The organism is Microvirga arsenatis, assembly GCF_009910705.1.
GTDB lineage: Bacteria > Pseudomonadota > Alphaproteobacteria > Rhizobiales > Beijerinckiaceae > Microvirga > Microvirga arsenatis.
Genome location: NZ_JAAAXJ010000002.1, coordinates 574,954 through 599,584 on the forward strand (window position 1 = coordinate 574,954; position 24,631 = coordinate 599,584).

Sequence of the window (24,631 nt, forward strand, 5' to 3'; positions counted from 1 at the left end):
GAAGTTTCCCTTCACCTCCCCCGCGTACAGCCCCAGGCCTCCGCGACCTTACCCCGAGAGTGTTCCCCGATGAGGGAAATCAAGCTTCAAGACCTGAAATCCAAGACGCCGACCGAACTCATCGCCTTCGCCGAGGAGCTCGAGGTCGAGAACGCGAGCACGATGCGCAAGCAGGAGCTCATGTTCGCCATCCTCAAGCAGCTCGCGGCCCGTGAGGTGGAGATCATCGGCGCGGGCGTCGTCGAGGTGCTGCAGGACGGCTTCGGCTTCCTGCGCTCGGCCGATTCCAACTACCTGCCCGGTCCCGACGACATCTACGTGTCGCCCTCGCAGATCCGCAAGTTCGGCCTGCGCACCGGCGACACGGTGGACGGCCCGATCCGCGGCCCGAAGGAGGGCGAGCGCTACTTCGCCCTGCTCAAGGTCAACACGATCAATTTCGAGGATCCGGAGAAGATCCGGCACAAGGTCCACTTCGACAACCTGACGCCGCTCTTCCCCACCGAGCGCTTCAATCTCGAAATCGCCGATCCCACCCGCAAGGATTTCTCGCCGCGGATCATCGACATCGTCTCGCCCATCGGCAAGGGCCAGCGCGCGCTCATCGTGGCGCCGCCGCGCACCGGCAAGACCGTGCTGATGCAGAACGTGGCGCAGTCGATCACCACCAACCATCCCGAGTGCTACCTCATCGTGCTGCTCATCGACGAGCGCCCGGAGGAGGTGACCGACATGCAGCGCTCCGTGAAGGGCGAGGTCGTGGCCTCCACCTTCGACGAGCCGGCGACGCGCCACGTGCAGGTGGCCGAGATGGTGATCGAGAAGGCCAAGCGCCTCGTGGAGCACGGCCGCGACGTGGTGATCCTGCTCGATTCCATCACCCGCCTGGGCCGCGCCTACAACACGGTGGTGCCGTCCTCCGGCAAGGTGCTCACCGGCGGCGTCGACGCCAACGCCCTGCAGCGCCCGAAGCGCTTCTTCGGCGCGGCGCGCAACATCGAGGAGGGCGGCTCGCTCACCATCATCGCGACCGCGCTCATCGACACCGGCTCGCGCATGGACGAGGTGATCTTCGAGGAGTTCAAGGGCACCGGCAACTCGGAGATCATCCTGGACCGCAAGGTCGCCGACAAGCGCACCTTCCCGGCCATCGACATCACCCGCTCCGGCACCCGCAAGGAGGAGCTGCTGGTGCCGAGCGACACGCTCAAGAAGATGTACGTGCTGCGCCGCATCCTCAACCCGATGGGCACGGTGGACGCCATCGAGTTCCTGCTCGACAAGCTGCGTCAGACCAAGTCGAACCAGGATTTCTTCGACTCGATGAACACCTGAGGCGGACCGTCCGCCTGCGGAAATTGAGCCCCATCCTCTCACAAGAGGGTGGGGTTTTTGTTTTGAGGAGTTTCCGTGCAGACGGGACCCTCCTTCGAGACGCCGCTCCGCGGCTCCTCAGGATGAGGATGGTGCTTGTGGCTTAGGAGTATTCTGGTGGGGCAGGGTTGCTGGTTCTACATCCTGCATTGTGCGGACGGCAGCTACTATGTCGGCACGAGCCGGCTGGATGATCTGGAGACCCGCGTCAGTCAGCACAATCTGGGCCTGTTCGGAGGCTATACAGCTAAGCGCAGGCCTGTGAGCCTCGCGTATTCCGTGCATTTCGACCGCATCACCGATGCCATCGCTTATGAGCGCCAAGTCAAACGCTGGACGCGAGCCAAGAAGGAAGCCCTGATCCGTGGCGACTTCGAACTGCTCCATGAATTGGCGAAGAGACCACCTGCCCGCCAATCATGAAACACTGCCCTCATCCTGAGGAGGTCGCGCAGCGACCGTCTCGAAGGAGGATCCAGGAAACGCCGGATAGCTCCCTTCCGGAATTCGACTTCACAGCACGCCCATCAGCGCCAGCACGATCACGGTCAGGACGGCGGAGATCAGCAGCGAGCCTGCGCAGCCCAGCCGGTTCGAGAAGAAAAAGAACATCGGTGCTCCCGTGCACGGTGACAGGCATCGTCTTCATCCCGCCCTCGCGGAGGGCCGGTTGAAGACGCCGCTCGCCAGCACAACCCCAAGGGTCGCCAAAACGATCCCGATCCAGGCAGCGGCACTTGGGATTTCGCCCAAGACCGGAATGGCGAGCAGGGCCGCGAGCACGATCGACAGGGGCGAGACGGCGGCGGCGCGCGAGGCGCCGAGACGGTCGATGGCGATCCCGTAGAGGATGATCCCTGCCACCCCCGACAGGAAGCCTTGAAGCAGGGCCTGCAGGACGACCGGCCTGTCCAGCCCATGGTCGAGGGCATGCAGGAGCGGCGCCCCGCCGAAGGGCAGCAGGATCAGGAAGGACCAGAGGCCGATGAGGGCGGCGGCCTGCAGGGCCGACAAGCCGCAGCGGCGGTAGGCGTGGGTGTAGATCCCCCACAGGCCGGCGCCGGTGAGCAGCAGCAGGTGGCCGCGCCAGGCGCCGTTGCCGGAGAACAGCAGCCCATGGCCGCCGATGCAGGCGACGCCGGCCAGGATGAGCGCAAAGCCGAAGACCCGCAGGCCTGCGAGCCGCTCCCCGAAGACGAGCCAGCCGATGAGGGCGACGAAGAGCGGCATGGTGCCCGGCAGGAGCGGGCCGATCTCCGCCGCCGGGGCGAATTGCATGCCCCAGGCGATGGGCGCGAGCAGGAGCGCCGGGATCCCGAACCGCAGCAGACCGAGGGCGGCGGGGGGCAGTTCGTGGGTGACGGCGTGGCGGGTGCCGACCGCCCAGGCGGCCCAGATCGTGACCGTCGCCAGGGCTGCGAGCCAGCCGGGAAGGGCGGGGCGGGTGGAGGAATGGGGGAGCGCGCGGGCGATGTCGGACATGACGAGCCTCCTTCGATGCGCCTGAGCATAAACTTGCAAGGCAGGGCATGTCCTTGCGAAGTTCGGCTTGCGGGAGGCCGGTTCTTGGCAGAAGATTGCGTCCATCCGGTCCTTGTGGTGAGCCCATGCCCTATATCGATCTCGACGGCATCGACCTGCGCATCCTGAGCGCCCTGCAGGCGGATGGGCGGCTGACCAATCAGGAACTGGCCGATCAGGTCGGCCTTTCGCCCTCGCCCTGCCTGCGCCGGGTGCGGCGTCTGGAGCGGGAGGGTTTCATCCGCAGCTACCGTGCCGTCCTCGACCGGGAGGCGGTGGGCCTGGGGCTCACGGTCTTCGTCGAGATCAAAGTGGAAAAACATTCCCGCGACCATGCGCAGGCGCTCCAGGAGGCGCTGGCCGCGATGCCGGAGGTGGTGGCCTGCCACATGGTCTCCGGCACGGCCGACTTCATGGCCGAGATCGTGGTGCCGAACCTGAAGGCCTATGAGCGCCTTCTCACCGAAAGGCTCCTGACCCTGCCGATGATCGGCGACATCCGTTCGAACTTCGCCCTGACCCGCGTGAAATCCGACGCCGCCCTGCCGCTGACCCATCTGAGGCGTGAGGCGGAGAGACGCGAGCCGGATTGCTGAGGTGTTGCTCTTTCCCTCCCCCTTGTGGAAGGGACCGAGGGTGGGGTGTCGGCGCTGAACCGGACCAGCGTGGCGCAGGCTCACCTCTCCCCGGATCTCGGGTGTTCCCGAGATCCGTTTCTGGGCCGCAGGTCGGGAACACCCGACCTGCGGCGGGGAGAGGTCGAGCGATAGCGAGGGTGAGGGGGTGAGCGGGTGCCGGAGAGGGCTGTAACCCCTCACCCGGACCTGACGGTCCGACCTCTCCCTCAGGGAGAGGTGAGCCAGCGCCAGGCCTGCATAGGCTCTCGCTCACACCCCCACCTGCACCTCCTCCCCAGCGCAAGTCGGGTGTTCCCGGCTTGCGGCAGGCCCAAGACAAGTCTCGGGCAAGCCCGAGGCTTGTGGGGAAGGAGGGCTCCTGCCCTTGATCTAATATCCGCCCGCGATACCGGATCCCTGCTCGGCCGCCAGCATCTCCCGCACCCGCGCCCTCAACCCGTCCGCATCCGTGACCGGCAGGGAGCAGCGCTGGCCGGCGCAGACGAGGGCCTGGGCTTCCTGGCTTGAGGCGGCGAGAGCCCTGGCCGGGTGATTGTCGTCCAGCGCTTCGTCCTCGCGCAGCCGACGGACGCTCCGCTCGGGGTAGGGGATCTGCAGGGCCGCTTCATAAAGCGGTTGCGCGTTGTTTCCCGTGACGACGATGCTCAGGCCCCTGAGATGCAGGTCGAGGGCGTTGAGGATCGAGGTGTGGCCCAGGGGCGAGGCGCGGGCGACGCCCAGGAGCCGGCTCAGGGTCTCGGCGGCGCGCCGGATGTCGCTCTCGGCCTCCGTGATCTGCGCCAGCCGGACCAGGGCCTCGGCGAAGACGCCGTTGGCGTTGGGCACCGCCTCGTCATGGGTGGGCTGCGGCCGCACGACCAATGGGTCCGCGCCCCGGGCCGTCATGGCAAGGCAGCCGGTCTCCTCGACGAGGAACTCCGACAGCAGCACGTCGCGCCAGGCCTGCGCGTCCCGGAGATAGGAGGGCTCCGACGTGACCTCGAAGAGGGCGAGCGCCGCCCGCATCATGGCGGCGTGATCGAGGGCGAAGCCGGGGAAGATCAGCGCCCCGCCGCGCCAGGAATGGCCGAGCCGGCCGTCGCGGCTCATGGACCCGGCCACGAAGCGATAGGCCCCCTGCGCCAGGGAAATCCAATCCGGCCGGCCGAGGAGGGGGGCTGCCCGCACCAGCGCGCCGATCGTCAGCCCGTTCCAATCCGCCAGCACCTTGTCGTCGAGGCCGGGCCTCACTCGGGAGCCACGCCGCTCCAGGAGTTTCTCGCGCATGGCGGAAAGCCGCTGTTCCACGTGATCGGGTGCCTCGCCGGAGATCAGGCGGTTGGGGATGTTGCGGCCCTCGAAATTGCCCTCCGCCGTGATGTCGTAGACCCGCGCGAAGAAGGCGGCGTCCTCCCCGCCCAGCACCTCGCGGATCTCGGACAGGCTCCAGACATAGAAGCGGCCTTCCTCGCCCTCCGAATCCGCATCGAGGCTCGAGGCGAAGGCGCCCTCTTGCGTCACCATCTCCCGCTCGAGCCAGGCGACGATTCCCTGAGCCGCCTGTCGGAAGAGGGGGCGGCCGGTTTCCGCGAAGCCCAGGGCATAGAGCTCCAGGAGCTGCGCGTTGTCGTAGAGCATTTTTTCGAAATGCGGCACGAGCCAGCGCTCGTCGACGGAGTAGCGGGCAAAGCCCCCGCCGAGATGGTCGTGGATGCCGCCGAGCGCCATGCGCTCGAGGGTCAGCAGGAAGCGCTGGCGCGCCCCGCCGTCGCCGCTGCGGCGGGCATAGCGCAGGAGGAACTCCAGCTTTGGCGGGTTGGGGAATTTCGGCGCCCCCTGGAGCCCGCCATGCTGGGGGTCGACCAGTTCCGTCAGGCGCAGGCCCATCCGGTCGAGATCGCTCGGACCCAGGACGCCGCCATCCCCGGTCTCCACCCTGGCGAGGTGCTCTTTCAGGGCGTTTCGGTTCTTGAGGACCCGTTCCGGTTCCGCATGGTAAAGGCGGCTGATCTCCCGCAGCACCGCCACGAAGCCAGGACGGCCGAACCGCGGCTCCTTCGGAAAATAGGTGCCGCCCCAGAAGGGCTCGCCCTCGGGGGTCAGGAACATGGTGAGGGGCCAGCCGCCGGGCTCGCCGAGAAGGTGGAGCGCGCTCATGTAGACATGGTCCACGTCGGGCCGCTCCTCCCGGTCGACCTTGATGTTGACGTAGAGCTCGTTCATCACCGCGGCCACGCCCGGATCCTCGAAGCTCTCATGGGCCATCACGTGGCACCAGTGGCAGGCGGCATAGCCCACGGAGAGCAGGATCGGCCTGTTCAGGCGCTTCGCCTCGGCCAGGGCCGCCGGCCCCCATTCCCACCAGTGGACAGGATTGTCCTTGTGCTGCAGGAGGTAGGGGGAACTCGCGTTCTTCAGGCGATTCATGAATCCGCTCCTGCTCACGGCCGGCTGGCCCGGCGGGGTCGGCTCGGGTCGGAACCGATCCCCGCGATGATGTAGGGCTCCGGTGGTCTAAATCCTCTTGCTGTCACGAGGTTCAACCGATGCGTTCGGACGACACGATCTTTGCCATCGCCTCGGGCCACGGCCGGGCCGCGGTCTGCCTGATCCGGATCAGCGGGCCGGGGAGCGGCCTGATCCTGGAGCGGATGGCCGGCGGCGTGCCCGAGCCCCGGCGGGCGGTGGTGCGGACCCTCGTCGATCCGGCGACGGGCGAGCCCCTGGACCAGGCCCTCGTGCTGTGGATGCCCGGGCCGCGCAGCTTCACCGGCGAGGACCAGGCGGAGCTGCACATCCACGGCGGGCTCGCCACCCGCGCCGCCGTGCTGCGGGCGCTGGGATCGCTGGAGGGCTGCCGCCCGGCACAGGCCGGGGAGTTCACCCGCCGGGCCTTCCTCAACGGCCGCATGGACCTCTCCCAGGTGGAGGGCCTCGCCGACATCATCGATGCCGAGACGGAGGCGCAGCGCCGCCAGGCCATGCGCCAGCTCGGCGGCCGGCTCGGCAATGCGGCCGAGGGCTGGCGGGAGCGCGTGCTGCAGGCGCTGGCCCTGCTGGAGGCGAGCCTCGACTTTTCCGACGAGGGCGACGTGCCGGAGGGCCTGGAGGCCGAGATCCTGCGGCTGACCGGGGAGGTGGAGGGGGAGATCGCCGGGGCGCTCGCGACCCGCAGCGGCGAGCGCCTGCGGGAGGGGCTCACCGTCGTCCTGGCCGGGCCGCCCAATGCGGGCAAGTCGACCCTGCTCAATGCGCTGGCCCGGCGGGACGTGGCCATCGTGTCGCCCATTGCCGGCACCACCCGCGACGCGATCGAGGTCCATTGCGACCTGGGCGGGCTGCCCGTGGTCATCGTCGACACGGCCGGCCTGCGGGAGAGCGCGGACCTGATCGAGCAGGAGGGCGTCTCCCGCGCCCGCACCCGGGCGCAGGATGCCGACCTGGTGCTCTGGCTCGTGCCGCCGGAGGGCGAGGCGAGCCCCCCGCCGCCGGCCCGGCGCCTGTTGAAGCTGGGGACCAAGGCGGACCTGAACCGGAACCGGCCCGACTGCGACCTCCTGATCTCGGCGTCAACGGGGGAGGGGATGCCCGAGCTCGTCTCGCGCCTGGAGGCGGAGGCGGCGAGCCTGATGGGACAGGGCGATGCGGTGATCACCCGCGAGCGCCACCGGCTCGCCCTCGGCAGGGCGCAGGAATCGTTGCAGCGGGCCCGCGCCATGCTGACGGGGAAGGGGCCGCTGGAGTTGACGGCGGAGGAGGTGCGGCTCGCCGCGCGGGCCATCGGCGAGATCACAGGCCGGGTGGACGTGGAGGATGTGCTCGACCGGCTCTTCTCCAGCTTCTGCATCGGCAAATAGGGCGCGGTAACCTTTTCGCGATTCTGTGCGCGGCGTCGGTTCGGCTGTTCACGAATCGGTGGAACGGTGCTGAATCGCCTCTGCACAGGCTGTGGAAGCCCTGTGCAGAACCGGAGCGGACCCAAAATGTTTCACGTGAAACATTTTGCCCTTTTGACCTTCGCCCCGGCGCTGCGTAGATCCCAGGCATGGAAAACGTCATGAGTGCTTCGTTCGATGTGATCGTCGTGGGCGGCGGCCATGCCGGGGCCGAGGCCGCGGCTGCCTCCGCGCGTCTGGGCGCGCGGACGGCGCTGGTCACCCACAGGCTCGCGACCGTCGGCGCCATGTCCTGCAACCCGGCCATCGGCGGCCTGGGCAAGGGCCATCTGGTGCGCGAGATCGATGCCCTCGACGGGGTCATGGGCCGTATTGCCGACCGGGCCGGCATCCAGTTCCGCCTGCTCAACCGCCGCAAAGGCCCGGCCGTGCGCGGCCCCCGCACCCAGGCGGACCGCAAGCTCTATGCCCGCGCCATGCGGGCGGAGCTGCTCGCCACCCCCAACCTCGCCATCGTGGAGGGCGAGGCCGACGATCTCGTGATTCGCGACGGCCGCGTCGCAGGCCTGCTCCTCGCCGACGGGCGGGAGCTCGCCGCCGGCGCCGTGGTCATCACCACCGGCACCTTCCTCTCCGGCCTGATCCATATCGGCGAGCGCAAGATCCCGGCCGGACGCATGGGCGAGCGCCCGTCGCTCGGCCTGCCCAAAACCTTTGCCCGGCTCGGCTTCACCCTCGGCCGCCTGAAAACCGGCACCCCGCCCCGCCTCGACGGGCGCACCATCGACTGGGCCGGCGTGGACAAGCAGGCGGCGGACGACGAGCCGGTGCCGTTCTCCCTGCTCACCACCCGCATCGCCAATCCCCAGATCGAATGCGGCGTCACCCGCACCACGGCCCGGGTCCACGACCTGATCCGGGAGAACCTGCACCGCTCGGCCATGTATTCGGGCGAGATCCAGGGCACGGGGCCGCGCTACTGCCCCTCCATCGAGGACAAGGTGGTGCGCTTCGGCGACAGGGACGGACACCAGATCTTCCTGGAGCCCGAGGGCCTCGACGACATCACCGTCTATCCCAACGGCATCTCGACCTCCCTGCCGGAGGACGTGCAGCTCGCCTTCCTCAAGCATATCCCCGGCCTGGAGAAGGTGCACATGCTCCAGCCGGCCTATGCCATCGAGTACGACTACGTCGACCCGCGCAACCTCACCGCCGGGCTGGAGACCAAGGCGGTGCAGGGGCTCTTCCTGGCGGGCCAGATCAACGGCACCACCGGCTACGAGGAGGCGGCGGCCCAGGGGCTGGTGGCGGGGCTGAACGCCGCGCGCCGCGCTTCGGGCCTGGACGGGATCGTGTTCGACCGGGCCGAGTCCTATATCGGCGTCCTGGTGGACGACCTGATCACCCGCGGGGTCAGCGAGCCCTATCGCATGTTCACCTCCCGCTCCGAGTATCGCCTCAGCCTGCGCATCGACAATGTGGACGAGCGGCTCACCGGAAAGGGTCTGGAGATCGGCTGCGTCGGGTCGGAGCGCGAGGCGCATTTCCGGCAGTCGCAGCAGGAGATCCGGCACACCCGCCAGCGGCTTCAGGCCCTCACCCTGACGCCGCAGGAGGCGGCGCGGCATGGGCTGGAGCTGAACCAGGACGGCATCCGCCGCACGGCCTATCAGCTTCTCTCCTATCCGAGCATCGGTTGGAGCGACCTGGAGCGGGTCTGGCCGGATCTCGCCGGCGTGAGCGGCCCGGTCCGCGAGCGGCTCGAGACGGATGCCACCTATGCGGTCTATCTCGACCGGCAGCAGGCGGACATCGCCGCCTACCGGCGCGACGAGAGCGTGGTGCTGGAGGAGAGCCTCGATTTCAGGGAGCTGCCGGGCCTGTCGAACGAGATCAAGGCCAAGCTCGATCTCGTCCGGCCCAGGACCCTGGGACAGGCGGCCCGCATCGAGGGCATCACCCCGGCCGCCCTGACCCTGCTCGCCGCCCATGCCCGCAAGGGATCCGGCCGCGGCTCCCGTCCGGCGGAGACGGTGCCGGCATGACGAACCCCATCACCGCTGCCGGCCTCGATGTTTCACGTGAAACATTCGAGCGGCTCGAACTCCTGGAGCGGGAGCTGCGCCGCTGGCAGGCGATCAAGAATCTCGTCGGCCCGGCGACCCTCGATTCCATCTGGGACCGCCACATCGCGGATTCGCTCCAGCTCCTCGCCCTCGCGCCCGAGGACGCCCGGACCTGGCTCGATCTCGGCTCCGGCGCCGGCTTCCCGGGCCTCGTTCTTGCCATCGCGGGCGCGGAGAGGGGGCTTCGGGTTCACCTGGTGGAGAGCAATTCCCGCAAATGCGCCTTTCTGCGCCACATCGCGCGGCTGACGGGCGTCTCCGCCCAAGTGCACGAGGCGCGGCTCGAAGCCGTGGTTCCCGGCTTCGTCGGCCAAGCCGACGTGGTCTCCGCCCGCGCCCTGGCCTCTCTCGTCCAGCTCCTGGACTGGACCGCGCCGATGTTGAAAGCGGGGACAATCGGCCTCTTTCCCAAGGGCCGCGACGCCGGGATCGAATTGACCGAGGCGCGGAAAAAGTGGACATTCGACGCGGAGATCCTGCCGAGCTCGACCGATTCCGAAGCCAGGATCCTGCGCATAACCTCCATCGAGAGCCAATCATGATGACCGACCGCAACGGACCCGAAGCAGGCGCGCGTGGGGTGAAGCCCCGCGTTCTCGTGCTCGCCAACCAGAAGGGCGGCGTCGGAAAGACGACGACGGCGATCAACCTGGGCACGGCGCTGGCCGCCATCGGCGAGCGGGTGCTGATCATCGACCTCGACCCGCAGGGCAATGCCTCGACCGGGCTCGGCATCGACCGCAAGAGCCGCCAGACCTCCACCTACCATGTGCTGGCAGGCGAGGCCTCGCTGGCCGAGGCGATCACCGAGACCGTGGTGCCCGGTCTGTCGGTGGCCCCCTCGACCCTCGACCTCCTCGGCATCGAGCTGGAGATCGCCAACGAGCGCAACCGGGCTCATCGTCTGCGCTCGGCCATCCGCGAGCTTTCGGCCGTCGAGGTAAATGAACCCTTTACCTATATTTTGATCGATTGCCCGCCATCGCTCAATCTTTTGACCATCAACGCCTTGACCGCTGCCGATGCCGTTCTGGTGCCGCTCCAATGCGAATTTTTCGCGCTGGAGGGTCTCAGCCAGCTCCTGAAGACCGTCGAGCAGGTCCGGTCCGCCCTCAACCCGGAGCTGACGATCCATGGGGTCGTGCTGACCATGTTCGACCCGCGCAACAACCTGTCCGGCCAGGTGGTGGCGGATGTGCGCCAGTTCATGGGAGCGAAGGTCTACGACACCATGATCCCGCGCAACGTGCGCGTGTCGGAGGCGCCGTCCCACGGCAAGCCGGTGCTGCTCTACGACCTGAAATGCGCCGGCTCGCAGGCCTATCTGCGACTCGCCTCCGAGATCATCCAGCGCGAGCGCGCCCTGCGCGCGGCCTGAAAACCACGAACGAGAGAACACGATGGCTGAAGAAGGAAAGTCGCGCCTGGGCCGCGGATTGGCCGCCCTGATCGGCGAGGTCGGGGAGGAGATGGGCACCCTGGAGCGCAAGGGATACACGCCGAAATCCGTTCCGGTGGAATTGCTGCGCCCCAACCCGCGCAACCCGCGCAAGGTGTTCGACGACACGGACCTGAGCGAGCTGACCCAGTCGATCAAGGACCGCGGCATCATCCAGCCCATCGTGGCCCGCCCGATCCCGAATCACAGGGACGAATACGAGATCGTCGCCGGGGAGCGCCGCTGGCGCGCGGCCCAGAGGGCGGGGCTGCACCGGGTGCCGGTGGTGGTCGTGACCATCGACGACAAGACGTCCCTGGAATACGCGATCCTCGAGAACGTCCAGCGCGCCGATCTCAACCCGATCGAGGAGGCGGAGGGCTATGCGCGCCTGATGCAGGAATTCTCCTATACCCAGGAGACCCTGTCCAAGATCATCGGCAAGAGCCGCAGCCACATCGCCAACATGCTGCGCCTCACCGACCTGCCGGCCTCCGTGCGCAAGCTCCTGATCGAGCGCAAGCTCACCGCCGGCCACGGCCGCGCGCTGCTCTCGGTGAAGGACCCGGTTCAGGTGTCCAAGCGCATCCTCGACGAGGGCCTGAGCGTGCGCCAGGTGGAGGAGATCGCGCAGGGCGATGCGGGCGGCGCGAAGGCGGCGAAGGGGCCGAAGCCCGCGAGGGCCGAAAAGGACCCGGACACCCGCGCCCTCGAAAAGGCGCTCCAGGACGTGCTCGGCCTGACGGTGAGCATCGACCACAAGGGCGAGGGCGGCGAATTGCGCATCAAATACAAGACCTTGGACCAGCTCGACGGGCTGTGCCGGCGGTTGAAGGCGTAAGCCGATCTCCATTCAACATGTCACAGACCTCATCCTGAGGAGGATTGCGTGAGCAATCCGTCTCGAAGGAGGATCCGGAGAGCGCTGGATCCTCCTTCGAGACGCAGACTGCGTCTGCTCCTCAGGATGAGGTCTGTGGGTTGGAGAGAGGATGCCATGACTAGGGTGTCATCCTCAGGCCAAGCCGCAGGCGAGGGAAGGGGATCACGATCAGGCTCAGCGCTATGGAACCCTTCCCCTCAATGCGTTCGGCCGTGAACGACAGCGTGGGACTTCCCGCCTACCGCCGCGCCGCCCTTGCAATATCGAGCAAGGTCTTCGCTGCGATCGTATCGCCGAGATCGGCCATACGGCGGGTCTGCAAGAGGCTCGTCTGCAGCAGGGCGATGACGCTTTTGAGGCTGTCGCTGGTCCAGCGCTGGAGATGGCGCTCGACCAGGGGCTTGCGCCGGAAATGCAGGCTGCGCAGGGTTTCCATGATGGCCGGGATCGGCCGGCCTTCCTCCACGGACAGGCGGGCGCCGAGCAGCATCAGGGCATGGCGGAGCGCGGCGCCGAGCAGCACGCCCGCATTCACGCCCTCGGCCGCAAGCCGGCGGGAGCCGGTTTCGAGGCCCGTGCCCTCGCCGGCAAACGCCGCGTCCACCACCGCATCCATGGCGAGGCTCGACACGTCGCTCATGATGGCATCCACGTCGGCGAGCGTGATCTCCCTGCGGCCATGGGCATAGAGCATCAGCTTGGCGAGTTCGCCGCGGGTGGCGAGGCGGTCGCCGCCGAGGCTCGCGATCAGCGCCGCGCGCGCCTCGCGCTCGATGGAAAAGCCGTTGGCTTTCAGGGTCTCGTCCACCACCGTGCCGAGATTCCTGCCTTCGTCCGCATAGCAGGGCAGGGCGAGCGCCTTCGGGGAGCGCTCGCAGAGGGTTCGCAACGGCGAGGATTTCTGCAGGTCGCCGCCCTCGATCACGATCACCGTATCCTGCAGCTCGCCCTTGAGCACGGCCTCGACCGCCGGGGCGATGTTGCGGGAGGTGGATTTCACCCAGATGGCGCGCTTGCCCCCGAACAGGCCCATGGTGCCGGCCTCGTCGGCAAGGCGGCCGGGATCGGCGGCGATGTCGTCGCCGTCGATGCGGATGAGCTGGAACGGGTCGGACGGATCGTCCACCGCGCGCTCGGCGACCGTGCGGGCGCGCTCGTTGATGAGGCCCATATCGGGCCCGTAGAACAGGAAGATCCCGACGCGCGGGTCGGGGCGCCGCAGCGCCCCCTCCACATCCCCGGCCTTGACGGCGACCATGGATCAGCTGTTCGCGAGCGCCGCCGACAGCCGGGTCCGCACCTGCTGCGCCAGATCCCGGGCGAGCCGGATCTCCGCGTCCCGCGCCGCTCGGATGTTGGCGAAGCGCTGCGGGAACCGGTCGAAGCTCGCGGTGGAGGTGGCGACGCCCTGGGTGACCACGGTGTTTCCGTCGAGGGTGGTGAGCGTATAGGTCAGGGTTCCGCCGACGATGACGGAGCTGGCCGTGCCGTATTCCGAATCCACCACCGGGCTCGTCTGCGACTGGTTCATGGCCAGCCGAAGGCGGTAGCGCTTGGGCGTGTCCGAGCCCGAGCCGTTGAGCTGATAGACCAGCTCGCTGCGCAGGTAATGCCCGGTATTGGCGAGCCGGGCCGGCCATTCCACCTCGGGAACGTCGATGGAGGCCAGCACCGCCTGCAGCGACTGGCCCGAGGCGGTGGGGCCGTGGAGCGGCCGGAAGCAGGCGGACAGGCCGAGAGAGAGGCCTGCCACGAGCGCGATGCGAGCGAGGCCCTTCAGGTTAAGCGACGACATTCACGATCCTCTGGGGAACGACGATGATCTTGCGGGCGGGCTTGCCCTCCATGGCCTTCTGCACCGCCTCGAGGGCGAGCACGGCCGCCTCGACTGTAGCCTGATCCGCGTCGCGGGCAACCGTCACGTCGGCGCGCTTCTTGCCGTTCACCTGCACGGGCAGGGTGACCGTGTCCTCGACCAGGAGCGAGCGGTCGACCTGCGGCCAGGGGGTGTCTGCGACCAGCCCGGGCTGACCGAGGGTCTCCCAGCATTCCTCCGCCAGATGCGGCATCATGGGGGCGAGGAGCTGCACGAAGATGCGCCCGGCCTCGGCGAAGGCCGCGCCCAAGCCCGGCTCGTCCGCGGCCTTGGCCCGGTTCGCCAGATCCTGCAGGGAATTGGCGAGCTCGTAGAGATGGGCGACGCAGCGGTTGAAGCGCAGGCGCTCCACATCCTCCTCGACGGCGGCCAGCGCCTTGTGCGCGGCCTTGCGCACGGCGAGCGCGATCGGGCCATCCGCAGCAGCGCCGTTGCCGCCCGCCATCCGGTCCGCGATCTCGCCCACCAGGCGCCACACGCGCTGCACGAAGCGGGCTGCGCCCTGCACGCCCTCCTCGGTCCAGATCACGTCGCGCTCCGGCGGGGAGTCGGAGAGCATGAACCAGCGGGCGGTGTCGGCGCCATAGGACGCGATGATCTCGTCCGGATCCACCGTGTTCTTCTTCGACTTCGACATCTTCTCGATGGAGCCGATCTCGATGGGGGCGCCGGTCTCCACGTGGAAGGCCCTGCGCACGCCTCCTTCCGTCTCGAAGCGCACGTCGGAGGGCAGCACCCAGGCGCCGCTCTGGTCCCGGTAGGTCTCGTGCACCACCATGCCCTGCGTGAACAGGCCCGCGAAGGGCTCGTCCAAGCCGGCGTGTCCCGTCTTCTTCATCGCGCGGGTGAAGAAGCGCGAATAGAGCAGGTGCAGGATCGCGTGCTCGATGCCGCCGATATACTGGTCCACGGGGAGCCAGGAATCCACCGTCGCGCGGTCCGTGGGCTTGTCCGTCAGGGTCGGGTCGGTGAAGCGCGCGAAGTACCAGGACGAATCCACGAAGGTGTCCATGGTGTCCGTCTCGCGGCGGGCGGCCCTGCCGCATTGCGGGCAATCCACATGCTTCCAGGTCGGGTGGCGGTCGAGGGGGTTGCCCGGCACGTCGAAGGACACGTCCTCGGGGAGCACCACCGGCAGCTGGTCCTTCGGCACCGGCACCACGCCGCATTCGTCGCAATGGATCACCGGGATCGGGCAGCCCCAGTAGCGCTGGCGCGAGATGCCCCAGTCGCGCAGGCGGAAATTCACCTTGCGCTCGGCCACCGGACGGTTGCCGCGGGTCTGGCTTTCCAGGCGGCGGGCGACCTCCTCCTTGGCCTCCGCGATGGTCATGCCATCGAGGAAGCGGGAATTGATCATCCGGCCCTCGCCGTCATAGGCCTCGTCGGTGATGACGAAGGTGGCCGGGTCCACGTCCGGCGGGCAGACCACGGGCGTGTTGCCCAGGCCGTATTTGTTGACGAAGTCGAGGTCGCGCTGGTCGTGCGCCGGGCAGCCGAAGATGGCGCCGGTGCCGTATTCCATCAGGATGAAGTTCGCCACGTAGACGGGGAGCGTCCAGTTCGGGTCGAACGGGTGCTCGGCGCGGATGCCGGTATCGAAGCCGAGCTTTTCCGCCTTCTCGATCGCCTCCTGCGCCGTGCCGATGCGCCTGCATTCCTCGATGAAGGCGGCGAGCTCCGGGTTCTTCTCGGCCGCGGCCTTGGCCAGCGGATGATCGGGCGCAACCGCCATGAACTTCGCGCCGAACAGGGTGTCGGGGCGCGTGGTGTAGATCTGCAGCTCCGTCTCGCCGTTCGGCACGGTCTCCGGCTTCAGGGCGAAGCGCACCAAAAGGCCTTCGGAGCGGCCGATCCAGTTGCGCTGCATCAGGCGCACCTTCTCCGGCCACCGGTCCAGGGTGTCGAGCCTGTCGTCGAGATCCTGCGCGAAATCGGTGATCTTGAAGAACCACTGGGTCAGCTCGCGCTGCTCGACGAGCGCGCCCGAGCGCCAGCCGCGCCCGTCGATCACCTGCTCGTTGGCCAGCACCGTGTGGTCCACCGGGTCCCAGTTCACCTTCGCGGTCTTGCGGTCGACCAGGCCGGCCTCCAGGAAGTCCAGGAACATGCGCTGCTGGTGCCTGTAGTAGCTCGGATCGCAGGTCGCGATCTCGCGGCTCCAGTCGATGGCGAGCCCCATCGATTGCAGCTGGGCGCGCATGGTCCTGATATTGGCATAGGTCCATTCCTTCGGGTGGACCTTGTTCTGCATGGCGGCGTTCTCCGCCGGCATGCCGAAGGCGTCCCAGCCCATGGGATGGAGCACGTTGAAGCCCTTGGCGCGCTTGTAGCGCGCCACCACGTCGCCCATGGTGTAGTTGCGGACATGGCCCATGTGGATGCGCCCCGACGGATAGGGGAACATCTCGAGCACGTAGTATTTCGGACGCGGGTCGTCGTTCCGGGTCTTGAACAGGTCGCGGTCGTTCCAGACCTTCCGCCATTTCAGCTCGGCTTCCTTGGCGTTGTAGCGCTCGGGCCTCATTTTTCCGTCTTTATCCGTCGTGGTGGTGCGAAGCGGCTTGCGCCGCCGGGTTGCGGCGGACTAGGACACAGCTCTCCCGCGCGGTCAACGGTTTCGCGTCGCGGAGGCGGTCGAGATTCGGTTCGGTGTTCCCCTCCCCCTTGCGGGGAGGGGTTAGGGGTGGGGGTCTCAAAGTCGGAGCGCAACGCTTCAGCAATCAAGCTGCAAGGCTAATACAGCGCCCGATTTCGAAAGCTCTCACTCTGTCGCACCACCCCCACCCTTTATCCCTCCCCGCAAGGGGGAGGGAAACGCGGCGGGACAGCGCACAAGAAGGAACATCTCCATGAGCGAGAACGATGCCGTCGAGGGCTTGAGGCAGGTGCGGGAGGCGATCCGCCGCGCCGCATCCGACTACGACCGGGATCCGTCCTCCATCACTCTCGTGGCCGTCTCCAAGACCTTTCCGGCGGAGGCCGTCGAACCGGTGCTCGCCGCCGGCCAGCGGGTCTTCGGCGAGAACTACGTGCAGGAGGCCAAGGCCAAGTGGCCGCGCTTGAGGGAGCGCTACCCGGACGTGGAGCTGCACATGATCGGCCCGCTCCAGTCCAACAAGGCCCGGGAGGCGGTCGAGCTGTTCGACGCGATCCACACCCTCGACCGGCCGTCGCTCGCCGAGGCGCTCGCCAAGGAGATCGCCAGGCAGGGCAGGCGGCCGCGCCTGCTGGTGCAGGTGAACACCGGCGAGGAGCCGCAGAAGGGCGGCGTCGCGCCGGGGGAGGTCGATGCCTTCCTCGACGCCTGCCGCAGCCGCTGGGGCCTGTCGGTCGAAGGCCTCATGTGCATCCCCCCGGCCGAGGACCCGCCCTCGCCGCATTTCGCGCTGCTGAACACCCTCGCCCAGAAGCACGGCCTGAAAACCCTCTCCATGGGCATGAGCGCGGATTTCGATGCCGCAATCCAGCTCGGCGCCACCCATGTGCGGGTGGGCAGCGCGATTTTCGGGAGCCGGACGAAAGTCTGACGAGCCGGGGGCGGATGCCAGTGGCGTTGCATCCGCCTCGCATCTCGGGTTAAGCTTATCCCATCGATCCACCGTTCGAACCAGGGAGGGCTGCATGTTGGAAGCGATGCATCAACGCAAGTTCGGCCCCTGGCATGCCCTGCAGCAGGTTGTTGCAGGGCCGACCATCGAACGGATCTGACGGTTTCTGAAAACCGCCTTCATCTCATCCTGGTCAGCTCTGAACGGCTTTCCGCGCCACGGTTCCGCAAGGATCCGGCGCGTCTGACACGTTCCAGAATTTTTCGCGCTTCTGACGGCTTCGAGCCCTGAATGCGCCGCACCGGTGAGATCCCCATGTCTTCCTTGAGCCTCCGCAATGTCGGCGTCATTGCCCACACGCCCCTGTTCCAGAACCTGAACCTCGTCATCGGCGCGGGCGACCGCCTCGGCCTCGTGGCCGGGAACGGCGCCGGCAAATCCACGCTTTTGAAATGCCTCGCCGGGCTCGCCGAGCCGACGCACGGCGACATCGTCCGCTCGCGGGGCCTGTGCGTCGCCCTCGTGGAGCAGGACGTTCCCGAAAGCCTGCTCGACCTGTCCTTCCATGACGTCCTGCATCGGGCGCTTGCCCCTGACGAGCGCGAGGGTCAGGACTGGCGCGTCGCTATGGTGCTCGACGAGTTCGAGACGCCCACCGACCTGCGCGCGCTGCCCCTGCGGGCGCTCAGCGGCGGCTGGCAGCGCCTTGCGCTGATCGCCCGCGCCTGGATCACGCAGCCCGACATGCTGCTGCTGGACGAGCCCACCAACCACCTCGATCTGGAGAAGCTGTTCAAGCTGGAGACATGGATCAACAATGCGGGCTACACTGCGCCCATCGTGGTGGCGAGCCACGACCGCGACTTCCTCGATGCCTGCACGAACCGCACGCTTTTCCTCAGACCGGAGGAATCGGTGTCCTTCGCGCATTCCTACCGGCGCGCCCGCGATCTGCTGGAGGCGCATGACGCGGCGGCGCAGGCGCAGCGGGAGAAGACCTTGCGCGAGGTGAAGCGCCTGCGCCAAAGTGCGCAGGAATTGCGCAATGTCGGCATCAACAGCGGCAGCGATGCCGCGCAGGTGAAATCGGCGCAGATCAAGCGCCGGGCCGACGCTTTGGAGCAAACCGCACGGTCCCTTTACAGGGAACGGCCCGGCGAGATCCGGCTCGGCAATCGCGGCACGCATGCACGCGTGCTCGCGGCGCTGGAGAACGTGACCGTCGAGGCGCCGGACGGGCGCAGGCTCTTCGCGATCCCGAAACTCGATGTGGCACAGGGCGAGCGCATCGTGGTGCTGGGCCGCAACGGCGCGGGCAAGTCGCAATTCCTCCGCCTGCTGCACCGGGCGATGACCGGGGCGGAGGGAATGCCCGGCATCCGGGTGAGCCCGAGCCTGGCGCTCGGCTACGTGGACCAGGACATGCGGCAATTGCCCGAGCGGGCGACGGCGCATGAGGTCGTCCTGTCCCGCTTCCGTCTCGGCGATCAGCGCAGCCGCGCGGTTCTGGCGGAGGCAGGCTTTTCCATCGAGCGGCAGAATCTGCCGATCGCAAAGCTGTCGCCCGGCCAGAAAGCCCGTCTCGGCCTGCTGGCGCTGCGCCTGTCGGAGCCGAACTTTTATCTGATGGACGAGCCCACCAACCACGTGGACATTCCGGGACGCGAGCAGCTGGAAGGCGAGATCCTCGATGCCGAGGCCACCTGCATCGTGGTGTCCCACGACCGCAGCTTCATAAAGGCCATCGGCACCCGCTTCCTGCTCGTCGACAGGGGAAGACTGAAGGAGATCGACGGGCCGGAGGAGTTTTACAGGACGATGCTGGGGTGAGCGGCGAAAGCCAAACACCCGCGTCATGCCCGGCCTTGTGCCGGGCATCCACGGATTCCTCTTCGATCCGCATGACCTCATCCTGAGGAGCAGACGCAGTCTGCGTCTCGAAGGAGCTTCCAGAGAGCACTGGATCCTCCTTCGAGACGGTCGCGTTGCGACCTCCTCAGGATGAGGTGAGTGTTTCCTAAGACGTGGATGGCCGGGACGAGCCTGGCCATGACGGCGATCACCCAAGCCGCTGAAGCACAGCCCGCGCCATCGCATCCGCGCTGCCGGGCGCGTATTCGAGGTAGAGATAGGGCTCGATGAGCTCGAGCTCCATCAGCATGAAGCCCCTGGACCGGACGAGACCGTCGATGCGGGCGTAAAGGGGCGTGTGCGGCACGAGCGCGAGATAGCCCCGCGCCGCCTCGATCACGTCGTCGCTCACCTCCACGCGCTCGAAGGTCGCGCCGTATTGCTTGTTCGCCCGCCATTCCCCTTGCCGGATCACGCGGCGCACCGCGTGGGAGAAGGCGCCGTCGATGAAGGTCAGGGTGGTCTCGCCGAGAGAGCCGATGTCGTCCTGGTATTCCTGGAGCAGCGCCTCGCCAGCGGGCAAGTCGGACAGGTCCGCCCGTTCGATCTTGCGTACGCCGTATCCGCTCTGGCCCGAGACGGGCTTGAGAATCGCAACGCGCCAGCCCTCCGCCTGCATCCGCGTTGCGACCGCATCGCGATCGACCTCCGGCAGGTGAAACGTGCGGGGAACGGCAAGGCCGGCCTCTGCCATTTCCAGCAGATAGGTCTTGCGGAAGTTCCAGCGCAGGGTCGCGGCGGAATTGATCAGATTCGCGCCTTTGGTTTCGAGCGCGTCGATCCACGCCCTGAAGCGTGCGGGTTCATCATGGTAGTTCCAGCAGCACAGAGGCAGCACGGCTTCGGCGTTGGCAAAGCCATCCGGTGGCGCGCCGTCCCAAGGCAGATGCGTGGCCTCTGCTCCATGAGAGCGCAGGGCATCGAGAAGAGCCGCAAGGCTCGGGGTCGGATGGGGGTAGTCGGAACAGGTGGCGATCAGGATCATGCGTCAGCCCACGATCTCGATCCGCGTGTTCGGCCCGATCCGCTCGAGCAGGCGGCGGATCATGCGCTGGTCGACCGCGACGCAGCCTTCCGTCGGCAGGAAGCCGGGGCGGGCCAGATGCAGGAAGATGGCGCTGCCGCGGCCTCGCCGGATGGGGCCGCGGTTCCAGGCGATGTCGAGCACCACGTCGTAGAGATGGTCGTCCCGCCACATCCTCTCGTGGCTCGTGGGGCAGGGCAGGGGGACGAGCCGGTTGTAGCGGCGGTCGCGCACGTCGTCGGACCAGCCGTCGCCGGGGCGGATGGCTCTTAAAGGGAGACCCGTCCGGGGTCGGGGGCCGCGATCGGCCCGGTAGAAGGCCTGCAGGATCCGGAACCGGCCCACCGGCGAGGCGCCGTCGCCCTCGCGTTTGGAACGGCGCGTCCCCGAGCGTCCGAGGGCGCATGGAATCACGAGATTGCCCGCCTGCAGGCGCCCGCGCCGATGGTCCAGCGGGGAGCGGAAGACGCGGATGACATTGACGCGAGTGAGTTTCATCGGCAGTGGAAGGGCCCCGAAGGCCCCCTTGTTGTCAAGCTGGGAATGACTACTCTTATGCGTCGGGCACGATCCGAAGCTCAAGGCCCGCGCGGTTTTGGCCCCGGCCGCAGCGCTTCCGGTCCGGATCGTGAGCGGCAATGGGGCGGACGAACCGGCTTGGGTCCGAAGGGTTCGTCGACCGGCCGCCGCCCGGATAGGTTGCAGTTCCTCGTGTTGAAGGGTTTGAGATGTCGAATGCCAGCCGCCTCCTTGTCGTCGACGACGATCAGGACCTGCGCGACACGCTGACCGAGCAGCTCGGCTTCTACAGCGAGTTCCAGGTCACCACCGCCGAGACGGCCGGCCAGGCCATCGAGGCCGTGAAGGGCGACCGGATCGACCTCGCCATCATGGATGTGGGCCTGCCCGACATGGACGGGCGCGAGGCCGTCAAGGTCATGCGCCAGAACGGCTTCCGCAGCCCGATCATCATGCTCACCGCGCAAGGCTCGGACAGCGACACGGTGATGGGCCTGGAGGCCGGCGCCAACGACTACGTGGTCAAGCCGTTCAAGTTCGCGGTGCTGCTCGCCCGCATCCGCGCGCAGCTGCGCCAGTACGAGGCGAGCGAGGACGCGGTGTTCCAGATCGGGCCCTACATCTTCCGCCCGGGCTCCAAGCTGCTCACCACGGAGAAGGGCTCCAAGCTCAAGCTCACCGAGAAGGAGACGGCGATCCTGCGCTATCTCTACCGCGCCGGCCAGGCGGTGGTCGGCCGCGACACCCTGCTCACCGAGGTGTGGGGCTACAATTCCAACGTCACCACCCACACCCTGGAAACGCATATCTACCGCCTGCGCCAGAAGATCGAGGCCGACCCGTCGAACGCCAGCATCCTCGTCACCGAGCCCGGCGGCTACAAGCTGATCCCCTGACAGATCCCATGGCGCTTGACGACGACATCGCGACCTTAAGCCAGGCGCCCCTGTTCAACCTGCTGGAGCGCGACGCCCTGCGTCTGGTGGCCTTCGCCTCCGAGACCCGCACCTATCGCGAGGGCGACGTGCTGTTCCGCAGGGGCGACCGCTCGGACGGCGGCTACGTGGTGAGCCGCGGGTCCATCGCGCTCGACGCCGGCGAGAGCGGTGCGCCGGAGGCCTTCGTGGCCGGCCCCGGCTCGCTCATCGGCCAGGCCGCCCTCTTCGCCCGGGTCGAGCGCCGCGCCACGGCCACCGCCCGCGAGCCCTCCGCCGTCATCCGCGTCAGCCCAAGCCTCATGCGCCGGGTGCTGGAGGAGTTTCCGGACGCCGCCGCCGCCATCCAGGACACCATGGCCGAGGAGCTCGCCCGCCTCACGGAAGGCCTCGAGCGCGTGCGCCAGCAGCTCATCGCCATCGACGGCGGGGAGGAGCCGGCGCCCCTGCCGGAGGAGGACAAGGAGCAGGGTTAGATCGAGGGGGCATCCCGGACGAGCGAAGCGAGATCCGGGATCGCTTTCAGTACGAGACGCTGGAACCCTCTCTCACGAGGGGAAGGGGAATAGCGCCACACTCGTCGCACGATCCCGGATCGGCTACGCCGTCCGGGATGACGCTTACCTAAAGCTCCAGCACCGCCGTCACCGGCGCGTGGTCGGAGGGGCGGTCCCAGCCGCGGGTCTCGCGGGTGACGTCGACGGAGCGCAGGGTGTCCTTCAGGCCCGGCGACAGCCAGATGTGATCGAGGCGGCGGCCCTTGTCGGCGGCGGCCCAGTCGGGCGAGCGGTAGCTCCACCAGGAATAGATCTTTTCCGGCTCGGGGCGCAGGGCGCGCATGGCGTCGATCCATTCCGCCTCCTGGCGCAGCTCCTCGAGGGCTTCGGTCTCCACCGGCGTGTGGCTCACCACGTCGAGAAGCTGCTTGTGGCTCCACACGTCGTGCTCGAGGGGCGCCACGTTGAGGTCGCCCACGAGGATCGCAGGACCTGCCGTCGGCTTGGACCTGCTGCCCCAGCGGCGCATCTCGGCCATGAAGTCGAGCTTGTGCCGGAATTTCTCGTTGATCGCGGGATCGGGGATGTCGCCGCCCGCGGGCACGTAGAAGTTATGGATGGTGAGCCCCGCCGCGCCCTTGGCCTCCCGGCTCAGGGTCACGGTGATGTGGCGCGCGTCCTGGCGGCCGCACATCTCCATCACCGCCGTCTCGGAGAACGGGTAGCGCGAGAGGATCGCGACGCCGTTATAGCCCTTCTGGCCCATATGGACGACGAAGGGATAGCCGAAGGCCTGCAGCTCCTTCAGGGGCAGCTTGTCGTTCGGGCACTTGGTCTCCTGCAGGCACAGGATGTCGGGCCGCCGCTCCATCAGGAAGCGGCCCACCTGGTCGAGGCGCAGGCGAACGGAATTGATGTTCCAGGTCGTGACGGTGAGCTGCACGGGAAAAGGCCCTTCGGAAGAAGATCCCTTTCGGCTACGACAGATTCCGTCCGGAGGGAAGGGCAGGCTTCACGGTCGACTTACATACGACCTCATCCTGAGGAGCCGCGAAAGCGGCGTCTCGAAGGATGGCCCAGTGGTCTCTGGAGACGCCTCGTCCTTCGAGACGGATTGCTCACGCAATCCTCCTCAGGATGAGGCTGCGGAGTGCAGGATCAGCCTTGAGGACGGCAGGTCACTACCTATTGTTGCCGGCGCCGATGATGGCCTCGTACTGGATCTTGAACAGGTCCGGGTCGATCCGGCGGCCGCGCTCGACCTTGCCCAGCACCACCATTGTCTGGAAGCCCTGGGCGTCGACGATGCGCCACTGGTTCAGGTTCTCCACCTGCGGGTCGAAATAGAGGGTGATGCGCGAGGTGCCGCCCAGCGTCGAGGAATCCTCCAGGTTGATGCGCACCGCGTTGCCGTCGTTGGTGATGCCGGTGATCTTGATGTCCTGGCCGAGATTGACCCGCTCGCGCAGGAGGAATTTCAGCGGCGTCTGCGAGATGGAATAGAGGTCCTGGGTGGCGAGCTTGCGGTCGCGCACGGCCACCGAGCGGCCGTCGGCGATCACCTGGAGGGCGGCGGGCGGATCGTATTCGAACCGCACCTTGCCGGGGCGCTGGAGGTAGAGGGTGCCGCCCTGCCGGCGCCCGTCGCCGCCGACCTGCGTGAAATCGGCCACCAGGGTGGTGAGATTGCTGAAATAGGCGTTGGCCCGCTCCACCACCGTGCTGTTCGGCAGGGGCTGGTTGAGGGCCACCGGCTCCACGGCGGCGGTCACGATCGGCTTCGGCGCGACGACGATGGGCTCGGGGGGCGCCTGCGGCTCCTCCGCGGCGGGCCGGCTCGGCGGGAGCGGCGCGGTGACGGCGAGCATCTGCTCCGCATTGGCGGGTCTCGGGATCACCGGCCGGGCCGGCTGGAGGGCCCCGAGCGGGGATGAGGGCCGGTGGAAGGAGGCGGTCGGCAGGGAGGCGGCCGACCGGCTGAAGCCCTGGGCCGGGGCGGGACGTGCAGGCGGAAGGATCATGTCGATCGGCAGCGTCTGCCCCGCAGCCGGCCGGGGGCCCGCTGCTGCGAGCAGGGCCGCTGCCAGGCTGAGAAGGGGGAGGGAACGCATCCGAAAGATCTCCTGCCGAACCATCATGACCGCTGCGGCGCCATTGCACATGGCTCAAGAATGACGCAGGGCAGCGGCCAAGGTTCCGCCGAGCATCGGACCCAAAAGTGGACTTGCAGTTTTGGGTCCCATCCGATGCTCATTTCTAAATGGCGCATCGTGCGGACCCGGCGGGCCGCACGATGCGCCGGAGCTTAATCCTCCCCCGCGCCCGAGGTTTCAAGCAGGATTTCCCGTTTACCGGCGTGGTTTGCGGGACCGACGATGCCCTCCTGCTCCATGCGCTCCATGAGCGAGGCGGCGCGGTTGTAGCCGATCTGGAGCCGGCGCTGGATGTAGCTCGTCGAGG

Annotated in this window: 22 protein-coding genes; 12 read left to right on the forward strand and 10 right to left on the reverse strand. The window is 67.7% G+C overall.

The genetic code is table 11. From position 1 onward, the window contains the following. Window positions 1-69 precede the first annotated feature (69 nt). Complete coding sequence (rho, locus tag GR303_RS06075) at window positions 70-1,335, forward strand: transcription termination factor Rho (RefSeq protein ID WP_161725481.1); 1,266 nt, start codon at window positions 70-72, stop codon at window positions 1,333-1,335. A gap of 156 nt (window positions 1,336-1,491) precedes the next feature. Continuing rightward, entirely contained in the window at window positions 1,492-1,797 is a 306-nt protein-coding gene (locus tag GR303_RS06080; RefSeq protein ID WP_161725480.1) for a GIY-YIG nuclease family protein, read from the forward strand. Window positions 1,798-2,019: 222 nt separating this feature from the next. Here GR303_RS06080 and GR303_RS06085 read toward each other — a convergent pair whose 3' ends face one another. Next, the gene (locus tag GR303_RS06085; RefSeq protein WP_161725479.1) at window positions 2,020-2,856 is read right to left on the reverse strand and encodes a DMT family transporter; all 837 of its coding nucleotides are present in this window, start codon (window positions 2,854-2,856) and stop codon (window positions 2,020-2,022) included. Between the two features lie 125 nt (window positions 2,857-2,981). Here GR303_RS06085 and GR303_RS06090 point away from each other — a divergent pair, with 125 nt between their 5' ends. Next, on the forward strand, window positions 2,982-3,491 hold the full coding sequence (locus GR303_RS06090) for an Lrp/AsnC family transcriptional regulator (protein ID WP_161725478.1): 510 nt from the start codon (window positions 2,982-2,984) through the stop codon (window positions 3,489-3,491). A gap of 411 nt (window positions 3,492-3,902) precedes the next feature. Here the strand turns inward: GR303_RS06090 and GR303_RS06095 are convergent, their stop codons facing one another. Beyond that, window positions 3,903-5,939: a thioredoxin domain-containing protein gene (locus GR303_RS06095; RefSeq protein ID WP_161725476.1), complete on the reverse strand. Its 2,037-nt coding sequence runs from the start codon at window positions 5,937-5,939 to the stop codon at window positions 3,903-3,905. A gap of 119 nt (window positions 5,940-6,058) precedes the next feature. Here GR303_RS06095 and mnmE point away from each other — a divergent pair, with 119 nt between their 5' ends. The 5 genes from mnmE (at window position 6,059) to GR303_RS06120 (ending at window position 11,816) form a co-directional block, all read left to right on the forward strand. Next, on the forward strand, window positions 6,059-7,369 hold the full coding sequence (gene mnmE, locus GR303_RS06100; protein WP_161725474.1) for a tRNA uridine-5-carboxymethylaminomethyl(34) synthesis GTPase MnmE: 1,311 nt from the start codon (window positions 6,059-6,061) through the stop codon (window positions 7,367-7,369). A gap of 200 nt (window positions 7,370-7,569) precedes the next feature. Next, the gene (mnmG, locus tag GR303_RS06105; RefSeq protein ID WP_161725473.1) at window positions 7,570-9,456 is read left to right on the forward strand and encodes a tRNA uridine-5-carboxymethylaminomethyl(34) synthesis enzyme MnmG; all 1,887 of its coding nucleotides are present in this window, start codon (window positions 7,570-7,572) and stop codon (window positions 9,454-9,456) included. Next, on the forward strand, window positions 9,453-10,079 hold the full coding sequence (rsmG, locus tag GR303_RS06110; protein WP_161725472.1) for a 16S rRNA (guanine(527)-N(7))-methyltransferase RsmG: 627 nt from the start codon (window positions 9,453-9,455) through the stop codon (window positions 10,077-10,079). Before mnmG ends, rsmG begins: the two co-directional genes overlap by 4 nt. Then, window positions 10,076-10,915, forward strand: coding sequence for a ParA family protein (locus GR303_RS06115; protein ID WP_161725470.1), 840 nt, complete (start codon window positions 10,076-10,078; stop codon window positions 10,913-10,915). The genes rsmG and GR303_RS06115 overlap by 4 nt, the downstream gene beginning before the upstream one ends. Before the next feature lie 22 nt (window positions 10,916-10,937). After that, window positions 10,938-11,816 carry a ParB/RepB/Spo0J family partition protein gene (locus GR303_RS06120; protein ID WP_161725469.1) on the forward strand — a complete coding sequence of 293 codons (879 nt, stop codon included), beginning with the start codon at window positions 10,938-10,940 and terminating at the stop codon, window positions 11,814-11,816. A 280-nt stretch (window positions 11,817-12,096) separates the two neighbouring features. On the opposite strand, the gene holA is transcribed toward GR303_RS06120, so the two are convergent. Genes holA through leuS form a run of 3 tightly spaced genes read right to left on the reverse strand, consistent with a single transcriptional unit; the run spans window position 12,097 to window position 16,261 of the window. Continuing rightward, window positions 12,097-13,116 carry a DNA polymerase III subunit delta gene (holA, locus tag GR303_RS06125; RefSeq protein WP_161725467.1) on the reverse strand — a complete coding sequence of 340 codons (1,020 nt, stop codon included), beginning with the start codon at window positions 13,114-13,116 and terminating at the stop codon, window positions 12,097-12,099. Between the two features lie 3 nt (window positions 13,117-13,119). Continuing rightward, window positions 13,120-13,653 carry an LPS assembly lipoprotein LptE gene (gene lptE / locus GR303_RS06130; RefSeq protein ID WP_161725466.1) on the reverse strand — a complete coding sequence of 178 codons (534 nt, stop codon included), beginning with the start codon at window positions 13,651-13,653 and terminating at the stop codon, window positions 13,120-13,122. Beyond that, a complete protein-coding gene (gene leuS / locus GR303_RS06135; protein WP_161725464.1) occupies window positions 13,640-16,261 on the reverse strand; it encodes a leucine--tRNA ligase in 2,622 nt (873 codons plus the stop codon). Before leuS ends, lptE begins: the two co-directional genes overlap by 14 nt. Window positions 16,262-16,586: 325 nt before the next feature. On the opposite strand from leuS, the gene GR303_RS06140 reads away from it, so the two are divergent. Beyond that, the gene (locus GR303_RS06140; protein WP_161725462.1) at window positions 16,587-17,264 is read left to right on the forward strand and encodes a YggS family pyridoxal phosphate-dependent enzyme; all 678 of its coding nucleotides are present in this window, start codon (window positions 16,587-16,589) and stop codon (window positions 17,262-17,264) included. A 336-nt stretch (window positions 17,265-17,600) separates the two neighbouring features. Beyond that, complete coding sequence (locus GR303_RS06145; protein WP_161725515.1) at window positions 17,601-19,115, forward strand: ABC-F family ATP-binding cassette domain-containing protein; 1,515 nt, start codon at window positions 17,601-17,603, stop codon at window positions 19,113-19,115. 229 nt (window positions 19,116-19,344) lie between these two features. On the opposite strand, the gene GR303_RS06150 is transcribed toward GR303_RS06145, so the two are convergent. Both GR303_RS06150 and GR303_RS06155 read right to left on the reverse strand, forming a co-directional pair. Then, window positions 19,345-20,181, reverse strand: coding sequence for an ATP-grasp domain-containing protein (locus GR303_RS06150; RefSeq protein WP_161725461.1), 837 nt, complete (start codon window positions 20,179-20,181; stop codon window positions 19,345-19,347). Window positions 20,182-20,184: 3 nt separating this feature from the next. After that, entirely contained in the window at window positions 20,185-20,718 is a 534-nt protein-coding gene (locus GR303_RS06155) for a L,D-transpeptidase family protein (RefSeq protein ID WP_161725460.1), read from the reverse strand. 230 nt (window positions 20,719-20,948) lie between these two features. On the opposite strand from GR303_RS06155, the gene GR303_RS06160 reads away from it, so the two are divergent. Together GR303_RS06160 and GR303_RS06165 are read left to right on the forward strand one after the other, a co-directional pair. Further along, window positions 20,949-21,635, forward strand: coding sequence for a response regulator transcription factor (locus GR303_RS06160; RefSeq protein ID WP_161725458.1), 687 nt, complete (start codon window positions 20,949-20,951; stop codon window positions 21,633-21,635). 8 nt (window positions 21,636-21,643) lie between these two features. Beyond that, on the forward strand, window positions 21,644-22,150 hold the full coding sequence (locus tag GR303_RS06165) for a cyclic nucleotide-binding domain-containing protein (protein WP_161725457.1): 507 nt from the start codon (window positions 21,644-21,646) through the stop codon (window positions 22,148-22,150). Between the two features lie 148 nt (window positions 22,151-22,298). On the opposite strand, the gene xth is transcribed toward GR303_RS06165, so the two are convergent. From xth to GR303_RS06180, 3 genes are all read right to left on the reverse strand, one after another. Further along, window positions 22,299-23,114 (reverse strand): exodeoxyribonuclease III, encoded by an 816-nt coding sequence (gene xth / locus GR303_RS06170; RefSeq protein WP_161725455.1) that lies wholly within the window; start codon window positions 23,112-23,114, stop codon window positions 22,299-22,301. A gap of 238 nt (window positions 23,115-23,352) precedes the next feature. Then, complete coding sequence (locus GR303_RS06175) at window positions 23,353-24,282, reverse strand: outer membrane lipoprotein carrier protein LolA (RefSeq protein ID WP_246205729.1); 930 nt, start codon at window positions 24,280-24,282, stop codon at window positions 23,353-23,355. A 194-nt stretch (window positions 24,283-24,476) separates the two neighbouring features. Continuing rightward, window positions 24,477-24,631: DNA translocase FtsK (locus tag GR303_RS06180; RefSeq protein WP_161747575.1), on the reverse strand; the 155-nt coding region annotated here is incomplete at its 5' end.